17 protein-coding genes, 1 other RNA gene and 2 other annotated features are annotated in these 22,419 nt (G+C 45.1%); of the genes, 1 reads left to right on the forward strand and 17 read right to left on the reverse strand.

All coding sequences use genetic code 11. From position 1 onward, the window contains the following. Positions 1–159: 159 nt before the first annotated feature. The 17 genes from DW694_RS13555 to DW694_RS13635 form a co-directional block, all read right to left on the reverse strand. Positions 160–378, reverse strand: a complete 219-nt coding sequence (locus DW694_RS13555; protein WP_250789769.1) for a leucine-rich repeat domain-containing protein — start codon at positions 376–378, stop codon at positions 160–162. After that, positions 372–590 (reverse strand): hypothetical protein, encoded by a 219-nt coding sequence (locus DW694_RS13560; protein ID WP_021652915.1) that lies wholly within the window; start codon positions 588–590, stop codon positions 372–374. The genes DW694_RS13555 and DW694_RS13560 overlap by 7 nt, the downstream gene beginning before the upstream one ends. Positions 591–596: 6 nt before the next feature. Next, positions 597–1,670 (reverse strand): OmpA family protein, encoded by a 1,074-nt coding sequence (locus DW694_RS13565; RefSeq protein WP_118753186.1) that lies wholly within the window; start codon positions 1,668–1,670, stop codon positions 597–599. A gap of 14 nt (positions 1,671–1,684) precedes the next feature. Next, positions 1,685–3,346: a MotA/TolQ/ExbB proton channel family protein gene (locus DW694_RS13570; RefSeq protein ID WP_118753187.1), complete on the reverse strand. Its 1,662-nt coding sequence runs from the start codon at positions 3,344–3,346 to the stop codon at positions 1,685–1,687. Between the two features lie 144 nt (positions 3,347–3,490). Further along, positions 3,491–3,703 (reverse strand): ferrous iron transport protein A, encoded by a 213-nt coding sequence (locus tag DW694_RS13575; RefSeq protein ID WP_044962386.1) that lies wholly within the window; start codon positions 3,701–3,703, stop codon positions 3,491–3,493. Positions 3,704–3,999: 296 nt separating this feature from the next. Next, on the reverse strand, positions 4,000–4,608 hold the full coding sequence (locus DW694_RS13580; RefSeq protein ID WP_182465504.1) for a histidine phosphatase family protein: 609 nt from the start codon (positions 4,606–4,608) through the stop codon (positions 4,000–4,002). Further along, complete coding sequence (gene pheT / locus DW694_RS13585) at positions 4,608–7,025, reverse strand: phenylalanine--tRNA ligase subunit beta (RefSeq protein WP_015526758.1); 2,418 nt, start codon at positions 7,023–7,025, stop codon at positions 4,608–4,610. Before pheT ends, DW694_RS13580 begins: the two co-directional genes overlap by 1 nt. A gap of 66 nt (positions 7,026–7,091) precedes the next feature. Then, positions 7,092–8,111: a phenylalanine--tRNA ligase subunit alpha gene (gene pheS / locus DW694_RS13590; protein ID WP_044962388.1), complete on the reverse strand. Its 1,020-nt coding sequence runs from the start codon at positions 8,109–8,111 to the stop codon at positions 7,092–7,094. 95 nt (positions 8,112–8,206) lie between these two features. After that, positions 8,207–8,428: a binding site (T-box leader), on the reverse strand. A 47-nt stretch (positions 8,429–8,475) separates the two neighbouring features. Then, the gene (locus DW694_RS13595) at positions 8,476–9,369 is read right to left on the reverse strand and encodes a YihY/virulence factor BrkB family protein (RefSeq protein ID WP_059086355.1); all 894 of its coding nucleotides are present in this window, start codon (positions 9,367–9,369) and stop codon (positions 8,476–8,478) included. A gap of 25 nt (positions 9,370–9,394) precedes the next feature. Next, positions 9,395–9,982 carry a GNAT family N-acetyltransferase gene (locus DW694_RS13600; protein ID WP_118753189.1) on the reverse strand — a complete coding sequence of 196 codons (588 nt, stop codon included), beginning with the start codon at positions 9,980–9,982 and terminating at the stop codon, positions 9,395–9,397. 35 nt (positions 9,983–10,017) lie between these two features. After that, positions 10,018–11,076 carry an aldose epimerase family protein gene (locus DW694_RS13605; RefSeq protein ID WP_118753190.1) on the reverse strand — a complete coding sequence of 353 codons (1,059 nt, stop codon included), beginning with the start codon at positions 11,074–11,076 and terminating at the stop codon, positions 10,018–10,020. 59 nt (positions 11,077–11,135) lie between these two features. Then, positions 11,136–11,313: non-coding RNA, 6S RNA (gene ssrS / locus DW694_RS13610), on the reverse strand. Positions 11,314–11,395: 82 nt separating this feature from the next. After that, entirely contained in the window at positions 11,396–12,886 is a 1,491-nt protein-coding gene (gene thrC, locus DW694_RS13615) for a threonine synthase (protein ID WP_059086358.1), read from the reverse strand. A 216-nt stretch (positions 12,887–13,102) separates the two neighbouring features. Further along, complete coding sequence (locus DW694_RS13620; protein ID WP_118753191.1) at positions 13,103–13,936, reverse strand: cell wall hydrolase; 834 nt, start codon at positions 13,934–13,936, stop codon at positions 13,103–13,105. 486 nt (positions 13,937–14,422) lie between these two features. Beyond that, positions 14,423–16,369, reverse strand: coding sequence for a DUF2142 domain-containing protein (locus DW694_RS13625; RefSeq protein ID WP_118753192.1), 1,947 nt, complete (start codon positions 16,367–16,369; stop codon positions 14,423–14,425). A gap of 123 nt (positions 16,370–16,492) precedes the next feature. Beyond that, positions 16,493–18,148 carry a 2-isopropylmalate synthase gene (locus DW694_RS13630; RefSeq protein ID WP_182465505.1) on the reverse strand — a complete coding sequence of 552 codons (1,656 nt, stop codon included), beginning with the start codon at positions 18,146–18,148 and terminating at the stop codon, positions 16,493–16,495. Positions 18,149–18,244: 96 nt separating this feature from the next. Then, positions 18,245–18,518: a binding site (T-box leader), on the reverse strand. Between the two features lie 148 nt (positions 18,519–18,666). Further along, positions 18,667–19,347 carry a VanZ family protein gene (locus DW694_RS13635; RefSeq protein WP_227589151.1) on the reverse strand — a complete coding sequence of 227 codons (681 nt, stop codon included), beginning with the start codon at positions 19,345–19,347 and terminating at the stop codon, positions 18,667–18,669. A 257-nt stretch (positions 19,348–19,604) separates the two neighbouring features. Here DW694_RS13635 and DW694_RS13640 point away from each other — a divergent pair, with 257 nt between their 5' ends. Next, on the forward strand, positions 19,605–21,875 hold the full coding sequence (locus DW694_RS13640; RefSeq protein WP_118753193.1) for a glycoside hydrolase family 3 C-terminal domain-containing protein: 2,271 nt from the start codon (positions 19,605–19,607) through the stop codon (positions 21,873–21,875). Positions 21,876–22,419: the final 544 nt, after the last annotated feature.

The following is a 22,419-nucleotide window of genomic DNA, read 5'->3' on the forward strand; positions in this document are numbered from 1 at the left end:
GAATGGAACGTTGTGCCGATCTGGTTTCTGTATTCTTCGGTACTTATAGTGGTACGCTGGGCCGATCTGGTCCCTGTATTCTTCGATATTTATGGTGGTACGCTGAGCCGGGCTGCTGCGGAGGAGGGGTGATTACTACTTGGGCTGCGGGAGATGGCGTTATTGCGGCAGAGCCTGCTGTCTGAGCCGAAGGCGAGTTCTGTACTTGGCGATCTTTGTGATCCCTTTCACAAAGGTGACCGTCGTCAGCCCTGTATCTCCCGCAAAAATTCCCGGATACGCCGAACTCTCACCCACATAACCATGTGTAACCATTGATGCAGGGATATGGATACGGGTAAGACTTGTACATTGCTTAAATGCACCTGCTTCTACCACCACCCCATTATCCAGAATGTGGATGGAAGAAAGGAATGTACAGCCGGAAAAAGCTCCTCTTCCACTGCCTGTTCCACACTCTCTTCTGCTGAAAAATCAGCTGCACTGACCAGCATTCCCGAATCCAGGCTGCCAGCCAGAAGCGTCATTTCAGCATCAATGCCAGTTTTCTTTTCATACCCAATCCTCCTTAAAAAATATAAAGCAGCCATATTTTATTACTGCTTATTATCCTGATTTTCTTTCTGATTCTTTTCTTTTTTCTGAGCAGCACTGTCGGACTCTGCAGAATCTCCCTGCATGATCTTATTCAGTTCCTGGATCATCTCTTCATCCTTCAAACGGAATTTTACCTCTACACGTCTGGACGCATCCTTATCTACATTTCCTTCTGCATCCAAAACCGGATCTGACATGGAATGCCCATTCACTGTCAGACAATCCTTCAGTTCCTGAACCTGTGAATCCTTCAGAAAATCACTCTTAATATCCAAAAGATACTGCGCTACCGCTAGAGACCTCTTCTGTGACAGCTCCAGGTTATAACTGTAATCTCCGTCTGTATCCGTATAACCATCAATAATGATCTCGCCAAGATATTTCTTATAGGAATCATCCAGCAATACCTTACAATATGTCGGCAGTACCATAGACAATGTCATCTTACCGGAATCGGTAAGCTCTGCCTGATCATAATCAAACATAACATTGGCATTCAACGTCAGCGCACCTGTCTGTGGATCAATATCCACATTGAGGTTCTTTTTCTCAAATTCCTTCTGCAAAGCTTCCACAACCTCCGCTTTCACGCCGATGATCTTGTCGATCTTCTCCTGTTGCTCTTCCAGAAGCTCTGTTTTTTCATCCAGCGCAGACTGCTGCTCTTTCAATGTATCCTGCTGGCTGGAAAGCTTCTTTTTCTGAGAGGCCAGCTTTTTCTGCTGCGCCTCAAGCGTTTCCTGCTGTTTGGCAAGCTTCTCCGCCAGAGAAGACAATTCTTCATCCTGAGATTTGATCTGCTTGTCCTTGGACTTGATCTGCTCATCCTGGCTTTTTAATGTCCCCGCCTGCTCATCCAGCGCATTCTGTTTTTCCAGAAGCTCTTCTGTATATTTTTCCTGAAGAGCGATTTTTTCATCCCGTTCCTTCAGACTGTCCTGATAGCTCTTCTGTGCCTGAAAAAGTGTCACACACATGATCAGAACAAAAAGCAGCAAAACTCCTGCCATCATATCCGAATAAGAACGCCAGACATTAAACCCATGCTCCTCCGGCTTTCTTTTTTTGCGCATTGACAATTCCTCTCTTATTTAAATAAACCAAAACGGCTTTTCTGTGCTGCCTTCGTTGCCTCACGGATACTGCGCTCGATCTCATCCAGCAGCGCTTCCTGTCTTGCACCCTGTCCTTCCAGAAGATCCTCCAGCCCCGTCAGCTTGTCCTTCAGTTCCTGGATACCGGCATTGCTTCCATAGCCCCAGGGCTGTCCGGCGATCAGATGGATATCACGGTTATTTTTTGCCGTCTTGATCTCAGAAAGAAGCCTGCGCACCTCATCCAGAACACTGTTGACCATCTTCTGGCTCTCGGTAAATTCTTTCACTCTGGCTTCAAAATCTTCGATCATCTTCTTATCTTCACGAAGAAGCTCCTCGCTGATCCTATTGGAATCCGCAACTGCTTTCATCCCTTCTGCAGCACTGTCCACATACTGGCGCATAGATGCATTGCAGTTTTTCCAGAGATCTGCGGATTCTTTTTCATTTTCATGCATATGCCGGGCAAACTTTTCGTAATCCTGTTTCTGCAGCTGCTGGATCATCTGATTATCCCGGATAATACGATCTGCAGTCTTCATATAACTGCTCTGCATCTCATCGATTTCCTTAATGGCATCCTTCATGGCACGTTCCTGCTTCGTAAAAGTTTCACTCAGCTGACTGCTCATGGTCTTGTACAATTCTGATGTATATTCTGTATTCTCCTTCTGCGCTTTCTTAAGTTCTGCCAGAGCATCATTAAAATCTTCAAACTGCATCTGAAAGGAACCATGCATCTCGCTTAAAAACGTATCCAGGATCTCCCGGATCGCATCCTGCTGCCCTTTTGTCACAGATGCGGTAAGAACGTCCAGAGAATCATTCATCTTCTGAAAAGTAGGTGTGATCACTTTCTCAAAGCTATCTGCCATCTGCACTGAAAACTGTTCCGCCATCTGTTTCATGGCTTCTGTCTGTGTCTTCTGGCTGGAAACAAGGAGATTCCAGGACTCATTCTCCGCAGTAGGGAGCACCAGTGCGTGAAAACGATCCAGAAAATCTTGCATCGCCTGGGACATCGCAGAATATCCGCTTTTCATCCCAAATGTGTACACAACAGAAAGTGCAACTCCATAAATGGAAGTCAAAAACGCAACTTTGATACCATCTACAAGAGCGGATACCGAGCTTGTCATCACTTCATAATCTGTGGGCTGGAAGTTCTTAAGTCCCCACACAAGACCGATAAATGTTCCAAGGATACCAAGGCTTGTAAAAATGTCCGGAGCCATCTCAAGGAGTCTCTTGTGGATATGTACATCTACATCCTCAATATTCACAAAATCCTCTACTTCAGCGATCCCTTCTTCCGTTCTGCTGATGCTGTCAACAAAATCATCCATCTTTTTGTCGAGATAGCGGTCACCGAAAATCCCTCGCAGCTGCCCAATCTCTTCTTTTCTGGCTCTTCCCGGAAGCTGAAACACTTCTGTGATCTCACCAGAGCCATGCTTCAGTGCTCTTGACAGGTTATCCATCCGATATAAACCTGCAAAAAGCCCCACTGCGTATATGATCAGCATAAGTCCCAGAAATGTAAAATTATAAAGCAACACATTCCCGGAGCCTTTTCCAACATAAGCAGTCAGGGTTGCCGCGGCCACTGTTACTGCCAGAAACAGCACTGTATTCATAAACTTTTTTCCCATAATATGCCTCCCCTGTCTTTATTTTTGAAAAAAGTTACTCTTTTGTTCCCATACTATCATAACATCTTCCCTAAAACAACCAGAAAGGACAATTCCTTCGCCAAAAGAATTGTCCTTTCGTCTTTTTTCTATTTATACTTTTATTTATACTTTTATACGGCAGGCTGCATCATCGCTGATCAGGATCCTGCGTCCGCAAACACCTACGATCACTCCGCCAAGTATCCTGCTTATGATCTGTACGGTCTTTCCTTCACTGACATCATATTGCCTGATCTGTTCCATAGTCTCCGGCATTCCGGTCATCCACTTGATCGTGTAGCTTTCCCCTGCTTTTGTCTCATTTAATGACTGCATATACTCACCCCATTCCATATATCACATCACTATCAGTAATTATCCTCTATCCGTAGGCGGATATTCGCAATCCGCACTTGGTTAAATGATTTCATATAATTCCAACACAATTCTGCATCTTTATATAATTAGTAAAGTTTAACTTTTATTTTTCTGAATTATTCATCGCCTTTATATATTTTATCTCATTTTATCTCAATTAGTCAATCATAACCTGTGAAATTTCACCAATAAAAACAAGCAAAAAAAGAAACGCAGAACAGCCATTACAGTTATTCTGCGTTTCTCATTATTTTCTATGCATAAACTCTATCTTCTTCCAGAAGCGTTGTCTTTCCATTCTTTACTTCCACAAGATTAACACAGCAGTTTGGCGGCACGGAGCCTCTCCAGAAATTCTTCGGATCAGGATCTACATTTTGAAGAAGAGCACGGACTGCACATCCATGAGAGGCAACAAGAATTGTTTTATCCGCAAGAGTCGGATCTGATGTTATTTCATCCCAAAAATCCTTTGTCCTGGTGATCACATCAAAAATATCCTCGCCCTTTTCCGGTCGTTTAAAATTTACCGGATCACGGAAAAAAGTCTCGATCTGCGGATCGATATAATTGCCCTCTGCATCTCTTACCTGATCACCCTCCAGCACACCAAAATCGATCTCCTGGATCCGCTTATCCGGTATGATCGGAACATCACGTTTCCCCAGAACATATTCTGCTGTCTGTTTTGCCCTTGAGAGCGGACTTGTAAAACAGATATCAAACTTCACATTACGGAGAGCTTCTCCGGTTTTTTCTGCAAGAAGGATCCCTTCCTTCGCAAGAGGTACATCCGCTGCCCCCTGAAGCTTTTTTAATTTATTCCACTCAGTCAGGCCATGTCTTACAATGTAGATCAGCATCAGCTTCTCAGCTCGATTCCAAGTCCGTTAAGACCATTCATGATCTTTTTCATTGCTGCGGAGATCTCGTTTTCACCAAGAGTCTTGTCATGGGCACGGAATACCAGAGAATAAGCCATGGATTTGAAACCTTTCTCAATCTGTGCGCCCTCGTAGATATCGAACAGCTGATAACTCTCAAGAATATTTCCGCCTCTCTGATCAAAAATCTCCTCAATCTGTCCTGCGAGAACTGCATGGGGAACTACAAGGCTCAGGTCACGAGTTACAGCCGGATATTTGGCAATTCCTGTATATTTGTGGTTGAAACCAGCAAATTCCAGAACATCCAGAATGTCAATCACTGCGATATATGCTTTTTCTCCGATAGAGTAATTATCTGCAACAGCCGGATGAACCTCACCTAAGTATCCAACTACCTTACCCTCGTAGATCATGTTAGCCTGTCTTCCCGGATGAAGGAATGGTTTTCCGCTGTTTGGATCGTAGGTAACCTTTTTCTTCATTCCGATCTTCTCGAAGAACTCCTCGCATACACCCTTCATATCAAAGAAATCGCCTTTTCCGTACATTCCAAGTGTAAACATGGTACGCTCATCCGGAAGCTCTGTAACCGGAAGGGACTTCGGAAGATAGATATTTCCAAGCTCGTAAAGACGAACATCTTTATTACGTCTGTTATAGTTTGTGGAAAGGGATGCCAGCATACCGTTCAGTGTGCTTGTACGCATGATACTGTAGTCCTCTCCAAGAGGATTGCTGATGGTGATGACTTTACGAAGATCACTGTCCTCAGGAATACAAAGCTTGTCAAATACCTTCGGGCTTTCGAAAGAATAGGACATTCCCTCTGAGAATCCGCAGTATTCTGCGATATCTCTTGCAACCTCCTGGATACGAAGCTTAAATGGCAGCTTACCTGTAGTAGCCTCTCCTGTAGGAAGTGTCATCGGGATCTTATCATAGCCATAGAATCTTGCAACCTCCTCTGCAACATCTGCATTACAGTGGATATCCTGACGGAATGTCGGTGCAACGATCTCGTCTGTTTTTTCATCATAAGCCAGTTCTACACGTCCAAGATAATCGATCATCTCTTCTTTTGTAAGGCTGGTTCCAAGAAGCTTGTTGATCTTCTCAGGCTCAAATTTTACTCTGGATGGCTCTCTTGTCTCGCTGCAGACATCAACCATTCCGCCTACAACCTCACCTGCACCAAGCTCTTCCATCAGCTGGCATGCACGGTCAATTGCAGCCTGTGCATTGTTCGGGTCAAGACCCTTCTCAAATTTACCGGATGCATCTGTACGAAGTCCGATCCTCTTGGAAGAAAGACGGATGCTGGTTCCATCGAAGCACGCCGCCTCAAAAAGAACCGTTTTTACATCGTCTGTGATCATGGAATTCTCTCCACCCATGATACCTGCGATGCCGACAGCCTTCTCACCGTCACAGATCATCAGAACGTTCTCATCCATGATACGCTCCTGGCCATCCAGTGTGACGAATTTCTCATCTTTTCCTGCACGGCGTACAACGATCTCCTGATTTGCGATGGTATCCAGATCATATGCATGCATTGGCTGTCCAAACTCTTCCATTACATAGTTTGTGATATCAACCAGGTTGTTGATCGGGCGGATTCCATTGGAAGCCAGACATCTCTGCATCCACTTCGGGGACGGACCGATCTTGACATTTTTTACAACTCTTGCGCAGTAACGCGGGCAAAGCTCCGGATCCTCTACAGTAACCTTTACATAATCGGAAGCTTTCTCATCATTTTCCTTAACCTCTACAATCGGCGGGCAGAATTTCTTCTGGAAGGTTGCTGCTGCCTCTCTTGCGATTCCAAGAACACCGTAGCAGTCTACACGGTTGGAAGTGATCTCATACTCAAATACCACATCGTCAAGGCCAAGTGCCTTAACAGCGCTCTCACCCACAACTGCGTCCTCAGGAAAAATATAGATTCCGTATTCTGGTGCTTCCGGATACATTTCTCTGGTGCTTCCAAGTTCCTCGATAGAGCACATCATACCAAAGGACTCAACGCCACGGAGTTTGCCTTTTTTGATCTTGATCCCTCCGGGAGTCATTTTTCCATCATGGCCGCCTGCAACACGTCCGCCATCAAGAACAACCGGAACTTTATCTCCTTCTTTTACATTTGGAGCGCCTGTTACGATCTGCACACTCTCAGTTCCGATATTTACCTGGCAGATGATCAGCTTATCTGCATCCGGATGTTTCTCGATCTTATCGATCTGGCCGATCACGATCTTATCGAGATCTGCATCCAGCTCTGTAAAGCCCTCTACCTTTGTGCCTGTTAAGGTCATGGCATCTGTATATTCCTGCGCCGTTACATCCAGATCCGGCACATATGTTTTAATCCAAGATAATGAAGTATTCATTTTGGTTGTCCCTTCTTTTTTCTATATTTACTGTCAGACGGATACTCATGATCCGTGTTCACTGTTTTAGAACTGTTTCAGGAATCTGCTATCGTTCTCATAGAGAAGACGCATATCATCGATCTCATATTTCAGAAGTGCGATACGCTCCAGACCTACACCAAAGGCAAATCCTGTATACTCATCCGGATCGATCCCGCACATACGGAGAACATTCGGATGAACCATACCACAGCCAAGGATTTCGATCCAGCCGGAACCTTTACAGAAACGGCAGCCTTTTCCGCCGCATTTGAAGCAGGAAACATCAACCTCAGCGCTCGGCTCTGTGAACGGGAAATGATGCGGACGGAATTTGGTCTTTGTCTCCGGTCCGAACAGCTCTTTTGCAAACTCCTGAAGGGTTCCCTTAAGATCTGCAAACGTAACGTTCTTATCAATAACAAGGCCCTCGATCTGATGGAAGGAAGGTGAATGTGTTGCATCTACCTCGTCAGAACGGAATACACGGCCAGGTGCGATCATACGGATCGGAAGCTTGCCTTTTTCCATCTCACGTGCCTGCACCGGTGATGTCTGGGAACGGAGCAGAATGGAATCATTGATAAAGAATGTATCCTGCTCATCTCTTGCCGGATGATCCTCCGGAATATTCAGCTTTGTAAAGTTGTAGTCCGCATACTCAACCTCCGGACCTTCCACAACCTCATAGCCCATTCCGATGAAAATACGCTCAACTTCTTCCAGAGCGATAGTATTCGGATGGCGATGACCGATCTTCGCTTTCTTTGCAGGAAGTGTTACATCGATCACTTCTGCCTTCATTTTTTCCTCACGGACCTTCTCCTCGAAATCCTTTTTGGAGGCTTCCAGAAGTTCTTCGATCTTAGCTCTTGTCTCATTGACAAGCTGTCCAACCTTCGGACGTTCTTCCGGAGCAACATCCTTCATACCTTTTAAGATTGCAGTAAGCTCACCTTTTTTTCCAAGATATGCAACACGCACATCATTCAGCTTATCCAGGCCCTCGGATTCCTCGATCCGTTTTCTGGCATTTTCAGCCAGTTCCTGAAGTCTTTCTTTCATATCCATGGTCTATTTCTCCTTTAATTAAAATGATCAAATGATCCGCCGCCCACCCCGAAGATCCAGATATGGGCAATAAAAAAACCGTCCCTTATAAAAGGGACGGAATATCCGCGGTACCACCCAGTTTCCCATGAAAAGATCACGGGCACCTCTTGTCTGCTTAACGCGCAGCTTACGTCATCTCCTACTGTTACTTCAGAGAGGAAGCTCCGGTGGGAAATTCAAGAACCATCTGAACCCGGGGAAGCTTACAGCCGGTGACTTCCCTTCTCTGTGAGAAAATGATCCTCTATAAACACCTTCACAGCTTTTCTGTCTTTTAATACTATGCCACAAGGTCTGCCTTCTGTCAAGCGCAAAGTCAGGATTCTTTGGAACTGTTTTTTTCATTTTCTTTCTTGGAAAGAAGTGTTTTTACAGATCTCTGGGCCTTTCGGAATTCATTTTCGAAGTAGGCATTGATCTCCGCCCCGTAAAGAAGCAGGTTCATACACACATACAGCCACAGCATTACCATGATCAGCGCAGTCAGACTTCCGTACATATTTCCAAAACTCGGAAAAAATTCAAAATACAGGGAAAATCCATAGGAAAATATCATCCATGCCACTGCGATCATAAATGCACCCGGAAGCTGGCTTTTAAAGGTTGCCTTTCGGTTTGGAAGCACTTTATAAAGGACCAGAAACACTGCAAACAGCACGGCAAATACAAGCAATGTCCTGGCCCCTATAACCTTGGCCAGCAGCCTCCCGAGAATCGGAATGGTTCTCTGTGCAGCTACTTGGATCCGATTACCAAGAACCAGGACCAGAAGAGTGACAATGATCGCCAGCACAAACAACAGCATATAAAAAACCGAATAGATTCGGGTCATCAGCCAGTTTCGGGTTTCCTTTACATGATAAATGGTATTTAAGCCATTGGTGATCGCCTGCATTCCCTTTCCGGACGCCCAGAGTGCCATCAGCGCAGACAACGGCACGATGGCTGTACTTCTTTTGTATACTTCTACCACAATGCTCAGCACAAAGGTCTGCAGATTTCCGGGCACAAACCCGATGATGGCATCCCTGACAACATTATAGCTTAACGGTGTATAACGGATCAGCGTTGTAAGAAACAGTATAAACGGGATAAAAGACATGATCAGAAAATACGCTGCCTGGGCCGCATATGCACTGACATGATCTCCGTTTGCCCTGCGCACAAATCCCAGCATGAGCTGGATTATATTTTTCTTTTCCTCGTCCATGCTGACCTCCCTCAGGTTTCTTTTTTCACCAGGAAAAACGTTCAAATCCGATCTTATCCTGGATTTCCGGAAAAAGCTTTACTTCCGGCTGCAGGCTCTTATGTTCGCCTATCATCTTTTCCATCCATACCATATTATACCAACGGTTAAACTTATAGCCGCATCTGTGGAACTCTCCCACACGCTTATAACCGAAATGTTTATGAAAATCCACACTGGCACTGGTCAGGTATTCATCTTCTTTTGGTGCAACTGCAATGCAGGCGTTCAGGTTCAGAATTCCCATCTCTGCAAGAAGACTCTCCAAGGCTCGATAGAGTCTGCCTCCTGCACCGCTGCCCCGCCGGTCATGTCTCACATAAACAGACATCTCCGCACACCAGCCATAAGCAGCCCTCGGGTGAAACGCCGAACCATAGGCATATCCCAGGATCTCTCCCTTCTCTTCTGCCACAATATACGGATATTTCACCTTTATATCATGGATTCGCTGCGTAAACTCTTCTATGGAAGGTGTTTCGTATTCAAATGTGATCGCAGTTTTTTCTACATAGTAGGAATAAATCTCTAAAAGTGTTGCTGCATCTCTCTCTTCTGCCACACGTATCTGCATTGCCTTCTCGCACCTCTTTTAATTCTGTTTGTCTGTTATTTCACAAAGAAACGGTAAACCGTTTCAGAGCTGTACTCTTCACCGGGAAGCAGGATCGGAGAATGGAAATCCTCTACATTGACTGCATTTGGCTCCACCTGTGTCTCTAGGCAGAATCCATAACGTTCATGATAAACATGACCGTTCTTTCCCTTCTCATCCTTAACAAAATTGCCTGCATAGAACTGCACACACGGGCAATCGGAGGAAACCTCCATACCGATACCGGATTCCCTGCAGTATGCAGTAGCGATCGAACGGACATTGCCCTTTGCATAATTATCGGTTACATAGTTATGGTCATAACCGCCTGTAAACTTCAGCTGTTCAAAGTCCGCCTCAATGTCTCTGCCGATTGGTTTGGAAACATTGAAATCCATCGGTGTTCCCGCCACCGGTGCATATTCACCGGTAGGAATGGACTGGCTGTCTTTTACCGGTGTAAAATACTTCGCATGAATACATACTTCCTGGTCAAGCACATCTCCGCTGCCTTCTCCATTCAGATTAAAATAAGAATGGTTGGTCATATTGGCAACGGTAGCTGCATCAGAGCGTCCTCTGTAAAAAATCTTCAGTTCGTTTTCCTCTGTGAATTCATATTTCACAACAATGGAAAATTCTCCCGGAAATCCGTTCTCTCCATCCGGACTGATGCGGAAGAAATCCACGCTGTTCTTCTCCTGGGAAATTTCTTTTACCTCCCACAGCTTTTTCTCAAAACCATCCGGACCGCTGTGAAGATTGTTATGATTCTCATTCTCTGCAAGAACCACTTCTTTATCATCAATAAAAAATCTGGAATTCTCGATACGGTTTCCACTTCTTCCAATGATCGCACCGAAAAAGCATCCATTAATCTCATATCCCCGGATATCGTCATATCCAAGGACCACATCCTTCAGATCTCCGTTCTTATCCGGAACACATATCTTCACCAGGATCGCACCATACTGAAGCACTTCCGCATAGGCACCTTTTTTATTCTCAAGATGATAGATTTTTACTTCTTCTCCTGTAGGAAGTGCCCCAAATTTCCTTTCAGAAACACTCATGTTTTAATTCCTCCCATATATGAAAAAAGAGCCACTAACCGGCTCTATGTCTTTAACCGATTAATCCCGGGATGCCGTTCCCTTATTTTTGACGCCTAGCAGATGCTAGGTGGGTATCCTCAACAGTGTCTTCTGCCTACCACGACGTGAGGTCTGACATCCAACCTGCGATTTTGGATTCCCAAAATGTCAATGTAGGTTCAAAAAGAAAAGGGGGATCGAACATTCCAGGATTCGGTTTTCGTTGTTTTTATTATAAACCAGTATTTGTGCTTTTTCAACAGAAAATACATTTTCTTACTGATTTTATTATCAATTATTATTTGATCTTAAGGATATCCTTTACTGCTGCCGGCATATCCACTGCATCTACCACCCTGTCATGAAGAACCGGGGCAGTACGGATTTCTTCAACTGCACGTGGAACAGGTACTCCGGAAAGCGCACTTAATGCGTCTACAAGGCCAAAATCATCCAGATCTTTATGCTCCTCACCAAGTGCTTCCATAACACTTCTTGTGAATTTATACGGACTTGCAGTAGAGGCGATCACTGTCGGAAGATGATCCGCTGTCTCACTTACATACTTCTTATATACGCCGGCTGCAACTGCAGTATGCGTATCGATCACATAATTGCTGTTTTTGTAGATATCACTGATGGCCTGTGCAGTCTCATCTTCACTACAGAAATTACCATAAAAATCAACAAGCTGTGCTTTCATATCGTCAGTAATGGTATATTCGCCGCCCTCACTTAAGGATTTCATAAGCTCTGCACATTTTTCAGCATTTTCTCCGGTAAGACGATAGATCAGTCTTTCCAGATTGCTGGAGATCAGGATATCCATGGAAGGAGATGTCGTAAGGATGAAATCTCTCTTTCTGTCATAGGTTCCTGTGCGGAAGAAATCATAAAGAACACGGTTCTCATTCGATGCACAGATCAGCTTGTGGATCGGAAGTCCCATCTGTTTCGCATAGTATGCAGCAAGGATATTTCCGAAGTTTCCGGTAGGAACTACCACATTGATCTCCTGTCCGTCTTTGATCCTGCCGTCGCGTACCAGTGATGCGTAGGCATATACATAATATACGATCTGAGGAACAAGACGACCGATGTTGATAGAGTTTGCAGAAGAAAACTGGAAGCCTGCCTGATCCAGCTCTGCTGCCAGCTCATGATCATTGAACATCTTCTTAACTGCAGTCTGGGCATCATCAAAGTTACCGGTAATACCTACCACATAAGTGTTGGCACCCTTCTGAGTTACCATCTGTTTCTCCTGGATCGGGCTGACACCATGCTTCGGATAAAATACAATGATCTTCGTTCCCGGCACATCTGCAAAGCCTGCCATGGCAGCTTTACCGGTATCTCCTGATGTTGCGGTAAGGATCACGATCTCATTCTTAACATTATTCTTCTTCGCTGCAGTTGTCATCAGATGCGGAAGAATGGAAAGTGCCATATCCTTAAATGCAATGGTCGCGCCATGGAACAGTTCCAGGAAATATGCCCCGTCCGCTTCATGAAGAGGCGCGATCTTTTCTGTATCAAATTTGCTGTCGTATGCTTTGTTGATACAGTTCTTAAGCTCATCCTCGGTAAAATCTGTAAGGAAACGGCTCATTACCTCATATGCTGTCTCCTGGTAGGTCATCTGTGCCAGCTTGTCCATTGGTACATCCAGCTGTGGAATGCTTTCAGGCACGAACAGTCCGCCGTCCTCAGAAAGGCCCTTAAGTATGGCCATAGACGCTGTAACTGCCTGCTCTTTTCCTCTGGTGCTCTTGTACAATACCTGCATTGGTGTTCCGCCTTTCTATTGTAAGATATTCGTTTTCTTTTCAACGTTATCACATTATAGCATGGAATTATGGAAAATGCCACCACTTTTAAAAAAGAATCTGTCTTGCCCAATCCCCCCCTGTGATCAGACAGATATTCACAGCTTTCGGATAAAAAGAAACCGCCGGTCTGTTTCTGCCGGCGGTTGGTTCCTTCTGTACTGCATCAGTTCTTCCTATTTATATGTATAAAATTCATGGACCCCGTATTTAAAGAGCCTCTTCAGGTCCTTTTCAAACCATTTCACATTATGTTCCTCTGCTGCAGATTTCTGGATAAAGAACAGTGCACCTTCAGAATAATCCGTACCCTTCAGCGCCTGCTTGACCGCTTCCCTTGTTTCATCGGAAACTGCAACTTCATTGATCCTGCCATCATAGGTCGGTGAAAACTGTGGAACGCCGTCACTGTTATCCCAGACAACCTCTGTCACCGTATTCGGAAAATCTTCGCTTTTTACACGGTTCATGATGACATTGGCCACCAGAACACGGCCCTTGATATCTTCACTTCCTGCTTCTGCCTCCACGATCCTCAGAAGTGTATCATAGTCTTCATCTGACATCAGTGTGGGATTTTCTGCCAGTGTGATCGACCTTGCATCAAGTTCATTTACTTTGTTTTCCATAGAGGAGCTTACATTAAGATCTGCAGCAGTATTGGTTACTTTCTGTACTCTCTGGCCTACGATCACCTGCTCACAGGAACTTCCGATCCTTGTAACCGTGCTTCCGGATAATGGTGTATCCGTAACTCCTGAAACCACACCTGCGATCCCGGTAGGAACAGCAACCTCTTCATAGGGAGAGCTCTCTCCTCCATCTGAAGCTGCATAAACCCTGCCTCCCTCACTTTCTGCAAATGTCCTTGTCCCCAGAGAAATAACCATCGCCAAAACTGCACATAATGTCAGCACTGCAAAACTGCGCGCGGAATTTCCTCCGGTTTTTCCATTTCTACGTTCATCCTGCACTCCGTCAGCCTCGCGTAAATCTTTCTCAACTTTCATAATCTCATTCCTTGCGTTTCATTTTCTGTAACAGCCCATAATCCTCCGATGCGATATCACAGCCCCCATTATCATCGCTTCCCGGATAAATACGGATCATTACGATTTCCTTTACATGTTTGTAACATTTTTGTAATGTATGGGAAAATTATATTTAATAATATTGAATATGTCAAGCTTTTTCCCGTATTTAACGCTTCAACGGCGGTATTTGTGTTTTATCCACACCTTATCCACATGTATTCCACATAAAATCCACATAAAACCGCAGAGTTATCCACACTCATGCCGTATTTCATTTCAGAAAAAAAGGCAGATAGCGTCTCCATCTCCTTCCAATGTTGTACACCCACTTTCCGGAAATCGTACTTCTATCTGCCTGTTTATCCTTTTTCAGAACAGTTTTTTCCTCTGTTATTTACAGATTTGATTATAATATTTTGTTTTCAGTCAGTCAAGGATTTTTGCTCGACCAGATCCGACACCTTATGCAAAACGGCACAGGGCCTGCACGAAAAGTGTCGCATAAACACACAGATCGATACTCCAGGCTCCCAGAAACAGTCCCCATGGTGTTTCCCCGGCTCCTTCGGCAAACCGTTTGGGCTTCAGCGCAAGGATCAGTGGAAAAAGAAGCGGCAGAAAATACCGTCCCTGCACACCCAGGATCTTATCGTAGCCATAGGCTGTCCACTGTCCGTATAACGTTACAAAGATCAGCGCAAATACCAGGAGACTGACTCCTCCCAGAATGCTCTTTACCGGAAGATCCAGACGGATTCCCGACATATCATCATTCCCGGAAACCTGAAGGACCAGGATCAAAAGATATCCCATTGCCAGCAGGGCACAGACAGGAATGTTCAGCCATCCAAGATTACTTCCTATCATTTCTGTAAGATAGGTCACACCAAAATTATCCAGGCTCCGCACAAAAGTCAGGACAAAGGCAGCCGGATCCTTCAGGATCCCCACAAGCTGTGCAGCTGTATCCACACCTGGCTGTGACTCACAGAGATATCGGGACGCAATGGCCAGCCAGCCGAAACTTAAGATCAGGATCACAGCTCCTGCACAGACCACATGAAACCAGTAATTTTTCCTGCTTTTAAACCGTTCTTTCGGAATCAAGAACAGGAGCAGGCAAAACGGCATGTAAACCACTTTGCAAAGACACAGAAATCCGGTCAGTACGTACATCCATATCAGCTGTCTTACACTCATAACTTCTTTTTGTTTATATCGCATGGCCAATACAAAAGCAGCCAGAGCAACCGTCAGAGCCAGGGCAAGGGCATCTGCTGACATGGAATTTGCTGACTGGATATTCACAGGTACCAGCCCCAGAAGTACGAGGAAATTTTTCCCAACAGGCGTCAGACGAATGGCAAAGAAAAAGAGCAGTCCAAACATAAGCATATTGGCGATCCTTCCCGCATAGGCAAGAACCATCGGCCGGTCCGTAAACAGATCTGCAATGCGGATCCCTACTGCCTGGGGAAGATACGAAGTAGGTGCATACAAGGCTGTATTTCCAAATCCGTAAAACTGTGTTTTTTCCCGGTCGATACGCTGATCTGCATTCTCTCCGATATCCCATAATGATACATGATCCTTGGCGGAAAATTCCGGAACCAGACCACTGTTAAACGTCCTTCCATATGAGAATAAGTCGTTTCCTCCGTTGCCTTCCGACGTCAGATATCCTCTGGAAACCTCATAGCTTCTCAGATAATGGCTGTACTCATCCGGCGAATTAAAGGCCGGAACCGCCGCCAGCGTACAGATACTCATAAAAATATAAACAACGGCAAACACCACTTCTGCCCGGAGCTGTCTGCGTTTCAGAAATGCAAAGATCACCAGCATCACAGCTGCCGCCGCTCCAATCACCAGAAACACCAGTGATTTTGGAAATGGCCTGGAAATGATCCGATAGGCAAGTGTCTGTGTATCATCCTTCTGGCTCACCAACCCTGCAGCCACTCCGGTATCCCCTTTTGCGCCATCTAAAACGATCCGGAATTTCTGCCCCTTACATTCCGTAAGCTTCTGGTCAAGCCGGAAATACGTGGTATCCCCCGACGATATGGTCAGTCTGCTGGCCTGCCAGCTCTGGATCTCCCTTTCATTCTGATACAGCGTTATCTGAAACGTTCCAGCAACCGATGCACTCTCTGTAGAAAGAAAAAGCTCCACACCGGACAGACGGTTCGTTTTGCAGGTAAACTCCTCTTCAAAGCTTCCTCCCGCACCGATCATAGACCAGGTATCCGGTCTTGCCTGCTGCTTTACATTTCCGAGGATCTCCGAATCACTAAGCAGATATGCGGAAAAGATCAAGATCATTCCCCATATCAGCAGATATTTCAGAGCGTTTTTCAGCTCTGCAGACAGGCTGTATGAGCTTCTGTTTTTTTTCTTATTTTTCATAATATCCCTCTTACTCACTGTTATTTTCACATTCCGCACTATTATAGCATCTGCACGGCAAAAAAAGAAGCTGCGTTTTATGGCAGCTTCTCATTTTTTGTAAACCTATCCGGAACCGGATGCTTATCGATTGTTGATCGCAGTTACCAGTGCATCAATAGAGGCACGGATGATATCCTGATCAACACCCGCTCCCCAGGCAAGCGTTCCATCCGGTTTACGGATTCCCACATAAGCGATAGCCTTGGAGGAAGAACTCTGCTCCAGAGCATGCTCCTGATAAGTCTCCAGTGTGTATTTCAGTTCGTAAGCTTTCTTCAGTGCATTGCTTACCGCATCCAGACGACCATTTCCGGAAGCCTCTGTAACGATGGTTTTTCCACGGAATGTAGAAGTAACCCGTGTTACGATGCCGTCTTCCTTCTGCTGGAAATGAACCTCACTGATGCTGTATGGTTCAACCACATTTTCGAAGGTAGATTTGAACAGACTGAAGATCTCGTCCGGATGAAGCTCTTTGTGCTTGTGATCGGACACTGCTTTGGCTGCATAGCCCATAGCCTCGCGCATTTTCGGAGGAAGGTTCAGGCCAAACTTTGTCTCCAGTATATAGCCTACACCGCCCTTTCCGGACTGGCTGTTGATACGGATAACATCTGCGTCGTAGTTTCTTCCCACATCTGTCGGATCGATCGGCAGATACGGAACAGTCCAGTGCTCCAGATCTCCGTTCTCTCTCCAGTGCATACCCTTTGCGATGGCATCCTGATGAGATCCGGAAAATGCAGCAAATACAAGAGCTCCACTGTACGGACTTCTTTCATAGATCTGCATTCCGGTACATTTCTCATAAACCTCACAAATATGCGGCATATCAGAAAAATCAATCTTCGGGTCCACACCCTGGGAATACATATTCATACCAAGTGTTACAATATCCACATTACCGGTACGCTCACCATTTCCGAACAAAGTTCCCTCAATTCGGTCAGCACCCGCAAGAAGACCCATCTCAGAATCTGCAACGCCACATCCACGGTCATTGTGCGGATGAAGAGAAACGATCACGTTTTCACGGTATTTCAGATTATTACACATGTATTCCACCTGGCTTGCATACACATGCGGCATAGAATGCTCAACAGTAACAGGCAGGTTGATGATCGCTTTGTTATCTGCAGTGGGCTGCCATACATCCAGAACCGCATTGCACACCTCCAGCGCATACTCAGGCTCTGTTCCCGTAAAGCTCTCCGGGCTGTACTCAAACTGAAAATTGCCTTCTGTCTCATCAGCCAGCTTTTTCAGAAGTGCAGCGCCATCTACTGCGATCTTCAGAATCTCCTCTTTTGATTTTTTGAATACCTGCTCTCTCTGAGATACGGATGTGGAATTGTATACATGAACGATCGCTTTTGGGGCGCCTTTAACAGCTTCAAAAGTCTTACGGATAATATGCTCTCTTGCCTGAGTCAGCACCTGGATCGTTACATCCTTCGGGATCAGATCCTGCTCGATCAGCGTACGGAGAAACTCATACTCTGTCTCAGAAGCAGCCGGAAATCCAACCTCGATCTCTTTAAAACCAATCTTTACAAGAAGCTTGAAAAATTCCACTTTCTGCTCCAGGCTCATCGGGATCACAAGTGCCTGATTTCCGTCACGAAGGTCTACAGAGCACCAGATCGGGGCCTTATCCACATATTCTTTCTCCGCCCATTTCATACATTTCACCGGCGGCATGTAATACTGACGTTTGTACTTGGATGGTGTCATCATTTTGTTTTCCTCCACTTTCTGTTTCCATTAAAATTTCTCTTTGGTTTCTGTTTTTGATATAAAGACATAAAAAAATCTTCCGACTCTGCAGATTCTGCAAGAGACGAAAGACAACTGCTGTCCTACGCGGTACCACTCTTATTTCATGAATAAAAATTCACACACTTGACAGATACGGAATGTATATACATCCTTATATCCTCTCCGGATAACGGCGGACACCGTCTGCGTCTACTCTCTTATATAATATATAAAGATTTCAGGCAGATGCTCCGAGGCGAGTTCCACAAATCCCTTCCGCTGCTTCTCACCGGCCAGCAGCTCTCTGTGCTCCGTTCTCTTGTGTACTATTCCTCATCTACGCATTTTCTTTTTGAAACTGGTATTAGGTTAACACGTTATGGAAGATTTGTCAACGAAATTTTAGCGATGCACCGTGCAAAAATTTCAGTGCATCACTCACGAACAGCAATCCGGGCTGATTCTTTTCTCTGTCTTCCTGCTATCTACGGCAGACATTATTCGGCTCCCCGCCTGACTGAAAGCTGATGACCAATCCAGTACACAGCCCCGCCAATACCTCCTCCAAGAGTATTATATGTCAGATCAGAAACCTGGAACGTCCCAAGCCTCAGGAAAAGCTGCAGAAGTTCAATGGACAGTGAGAATACAAAGGTAATCTTAAGTCCGGTCCACACAATATTCAAGAATGTTGTTTTTTTCAATATTTTCTTTCCTGCGGTCCAGAACAGCAGGATCGTGAACGGAATGAACAGCATCAGATTCTCAATACACTCAGTTGTGAGATATCTGGTACCATCCTCTCCATATTTCCAGATCCACCAGTTCGCCATCACATCCGAAAGGGGATTCATCCACATATCCCGGTTCAGCAGCGTGCGAAACAAAATCATGGTTGTATAAAAGGTCAGAAAAAACAGCTTCCGAAAAAAAGCATTTCCTCTGAAATACTGCCACCACACGGAAAAAGCTCCCCTGATTCCCCTTCCACCTGTCTCATTATGGTAGGCAAAGAGATAAAAAAACAGTACCATCACAGACAGGATCACAGAAAACCAAAATGGCTGGTACAAAGCTGTCAGTACACTTGTAATAATACTTGATATGATGTCTTTCATTATAAGTCCTTTCACATAAGCCAGACAGTCGACCATTCTTCTGTCCGGCAGCTCTGTCATTATTCCTACCTATATTACTACACTCTTCCCACAAAAGCCAGAAAAAGATATCTCTCACCGCTCTGTCAATCGACCTGCATATCGTTTTTATATTCCTGAAAATGTGAGGGTCATGCGGATATTCGCAATTGAAGCAGGGAACTTACTTGATTCGGCTAAACTGCAATATTTTTTTATTTTTAACAAATTTTTGTTATATTTTACCAGCAAAACATGCTATAGTTCATAGTAAGAAAAACATTTCGGAGGTATTTTTAATGAAACGTGATCTGAAAAAAATCGTAAGCCAGATGACACTGGAAGAAAAAGCCGGCATGTGCTCAGGTCTTGATTTCTGGCATCTGAAACATGTGGAACGCTTGGGGATCCCGGAAGTAATGGTCAGCGACGGCCCTCACGGACTTCGTAAGCAGGATGACAAGGGCGATCATCTTGGAATGAATGACAGCATCAAAGCTGTCTGCTTCCCACCGGCCGCTTTAAGCGCCTGCTCCTTTGACCGCAAGCTGGTGGAAGAAATGGGCAAAACCATCGGAAAAGAAGCTCAGGCCAACGATGTATCCATAGTTCTCGGACCGGCCGTAAACATCAAACGTTCTCCTCTCTGCGGAAGAAACTTCGAATATTATTCCGAGGATCCATATCTCGCAGGTGAGATCGCAGCCGCTTTTATAAACGGAGTACAGTCCCAGCATGTAGGAACCTCTATCAAGCACTTTGCAGCAAACAACCAGGAATATCACCGCATGAGTAATTCTTCCGAGGCTGATGAGCGCACTTTACGTGAGATCTATTTCCCTGCATTCGAAACCGCAGTAAAAAAAGCTCAGCCATACACCTTCATGTGCTCCTACAACCAGATCAATGGCACTTTCGCATCTGAGAATAAATGGCTTCTCACAGATGTTCTCCGCGGCGACTGGGGCTTCAAGGGCTATGTAATGTCCGACTGGGGTGCAGTCAATGACCGCGTCAAAGGTCTTGAGGCAGGTCTTGAGCTGGAAATGCCTTCCTCCAATGGGGTCAACGATGCCCTCATCGTACAGGCCGTAAAAGACGGTTCCCTCAAGGAAGACATTCTTGACCAGGCTGTTGAACGCATTCTACGCATAATTTTTGAATATGCAGACAACCGGACACCGCAGGAATTCACCATGGAAAAAGACCATGAAGAAGCACGCCACATTGCCGAAGAATCTATGGTTCTTCTGAAAAACGATGAGCAGATCCTCCCTCTGAAAGCATCCGAGAAAATTGCTTTCATCGGTGGTTTTGCAAAGAAGCCTCGTTTCCAGGGCGGCGGAAGCTCTCATATCAACTGCTTCAAGATCACAAACGCACTGGATTCCGTTCCTTCCGATGCACAGGTTACTTATGCAGAAGGTTTTCCTGCAGACAAAAATCTCTACGATGACGCACTTGCAGCTGAAGCGATCAAAACTGCTGCCGCCGCTGACAAGGTTGTGATCTTCGCCGGACTTCCGGACAGCTTTGAATCTGAAGGATACGACCGTTCCCACATGAGGCTTCCTGAATGCCAGAACCGTCTCATTGCTGAGATCCTTAAAGTACAGCCGAATACCGTGATCGTCCTCCACAACGGTTCCCCCGTGGAGCTGCCATGGCTCAATGATATAAAAGGCCTTCTGGAAGCATACCTCGGCGGTCAGGCAGGCGGTACCGCTGTCGCAAACATCCTTTACGGAAAAGTAAATCCCAGCGGCAAGCTTGCCGAGACAATGCCGCTCAAGCTCTCCGACAATCCATCCTACCTGAACTTCGGCGGCGGTGAAAAGGTTGAATACCATGAAGGCGTATTCGTAGGCTATCGCTACTACGATACAAAAGAAATGGATGTAGCATATCCGTTTGGCTATGGACTCTCCTACACTACCTTTGCCTGCAGCGACCTGAAGATCTCCAATGAAAATCCTACAGACAAAGACACCATCACCGTTTCGGTTGATGTAACAAACACAGGAAATATGGCAGGAAAAGAAGTCGTACAGCTCTATGTCAAAGACTGTACCAGTTCCGCGATCCGTCCGGAAAAAGAGCTCAAGGGCTTCGAAAAGGTTTTCCTGAATCCAGGCGAAACCAAAACAGTAACCATGGAGCTGGACAAGAGAAGCTTCGCATGGTACAATACGGAGCTTCACGACTGGTTCGCAGCCAGCGGCGAATATAAGCTCCTTGTCGGTACATCTTCCAGAGATATCCATCTTGAAGGCAGGATCCATCTGAACAGCAGCCAGGAGCTTCCGATGCATGTTCATATGAACACCACCCTGGGCGAACTGTTCCGCAACCCGAAAACAAGCGAAACAGCAAAAGAACTGACAGCAAAATATATCTCAGCCATGAACGTTGGTGAAGAGTCCTCTTCTGAAGCCGCTTCCGAAGCTATCACTGAAGAAATGACAGAAGCCATGACCGACTCCATGCCATTACGTGCGCTGGTAAGCTTCGGCGGATATTTCAGAGAAGAACTTACAGAAATTATTGAAAAATTAAATAAACTGGTATAATTTCACAGGACATCCTCCGCCGAACGAATTATACTTACATAAAAAGCTGCATAAAACGGCACAAAAAGCGACATAATTGGACCGCTATGGCAGTTTCAGATCGCTTGACAAGCATTAAAGCGGATGTTATCATTACATATGGTTCAAAATCTTGGATCAAACAACAGAATAATCCGAAAAAATCACTGTCGCTTAATTTAACATTAAGCGGCAGTTTTCACATTCTCTTCATTTTCCTTTCACACAATGCACACATTTTTTTACTATATTATTAACTGTAGATAGCAAATGCTAAACAATCTTTTTCTTTTTCATACTTTTTTGCCGGGAGTCAGCACAACTCCCGGCCTCCTTTTTTATTCTTCAGGTAGTTCGCCTGCATTTTCTATTATTATTAAAGATATAAAAATATGTCTTGTTTTTTCTTATTATATATATTACACTAGTTAAGAACTTATTGTTCCTGCCCATTTTGTTCTTTGATAATTTCATAGACTTCACACTCGAAACATGATACAATATCCGCACAGAGAAATATGCGGTA

Source organism: Ruminococcus sp. AM26-12LB, assembly GCF_003480785.1.
GTDB lineage: Bacteria > Bacillota > Clostridia > Lachnospirales > Lachnospiraceae > Blautia_A > Blautia_A fusiformis.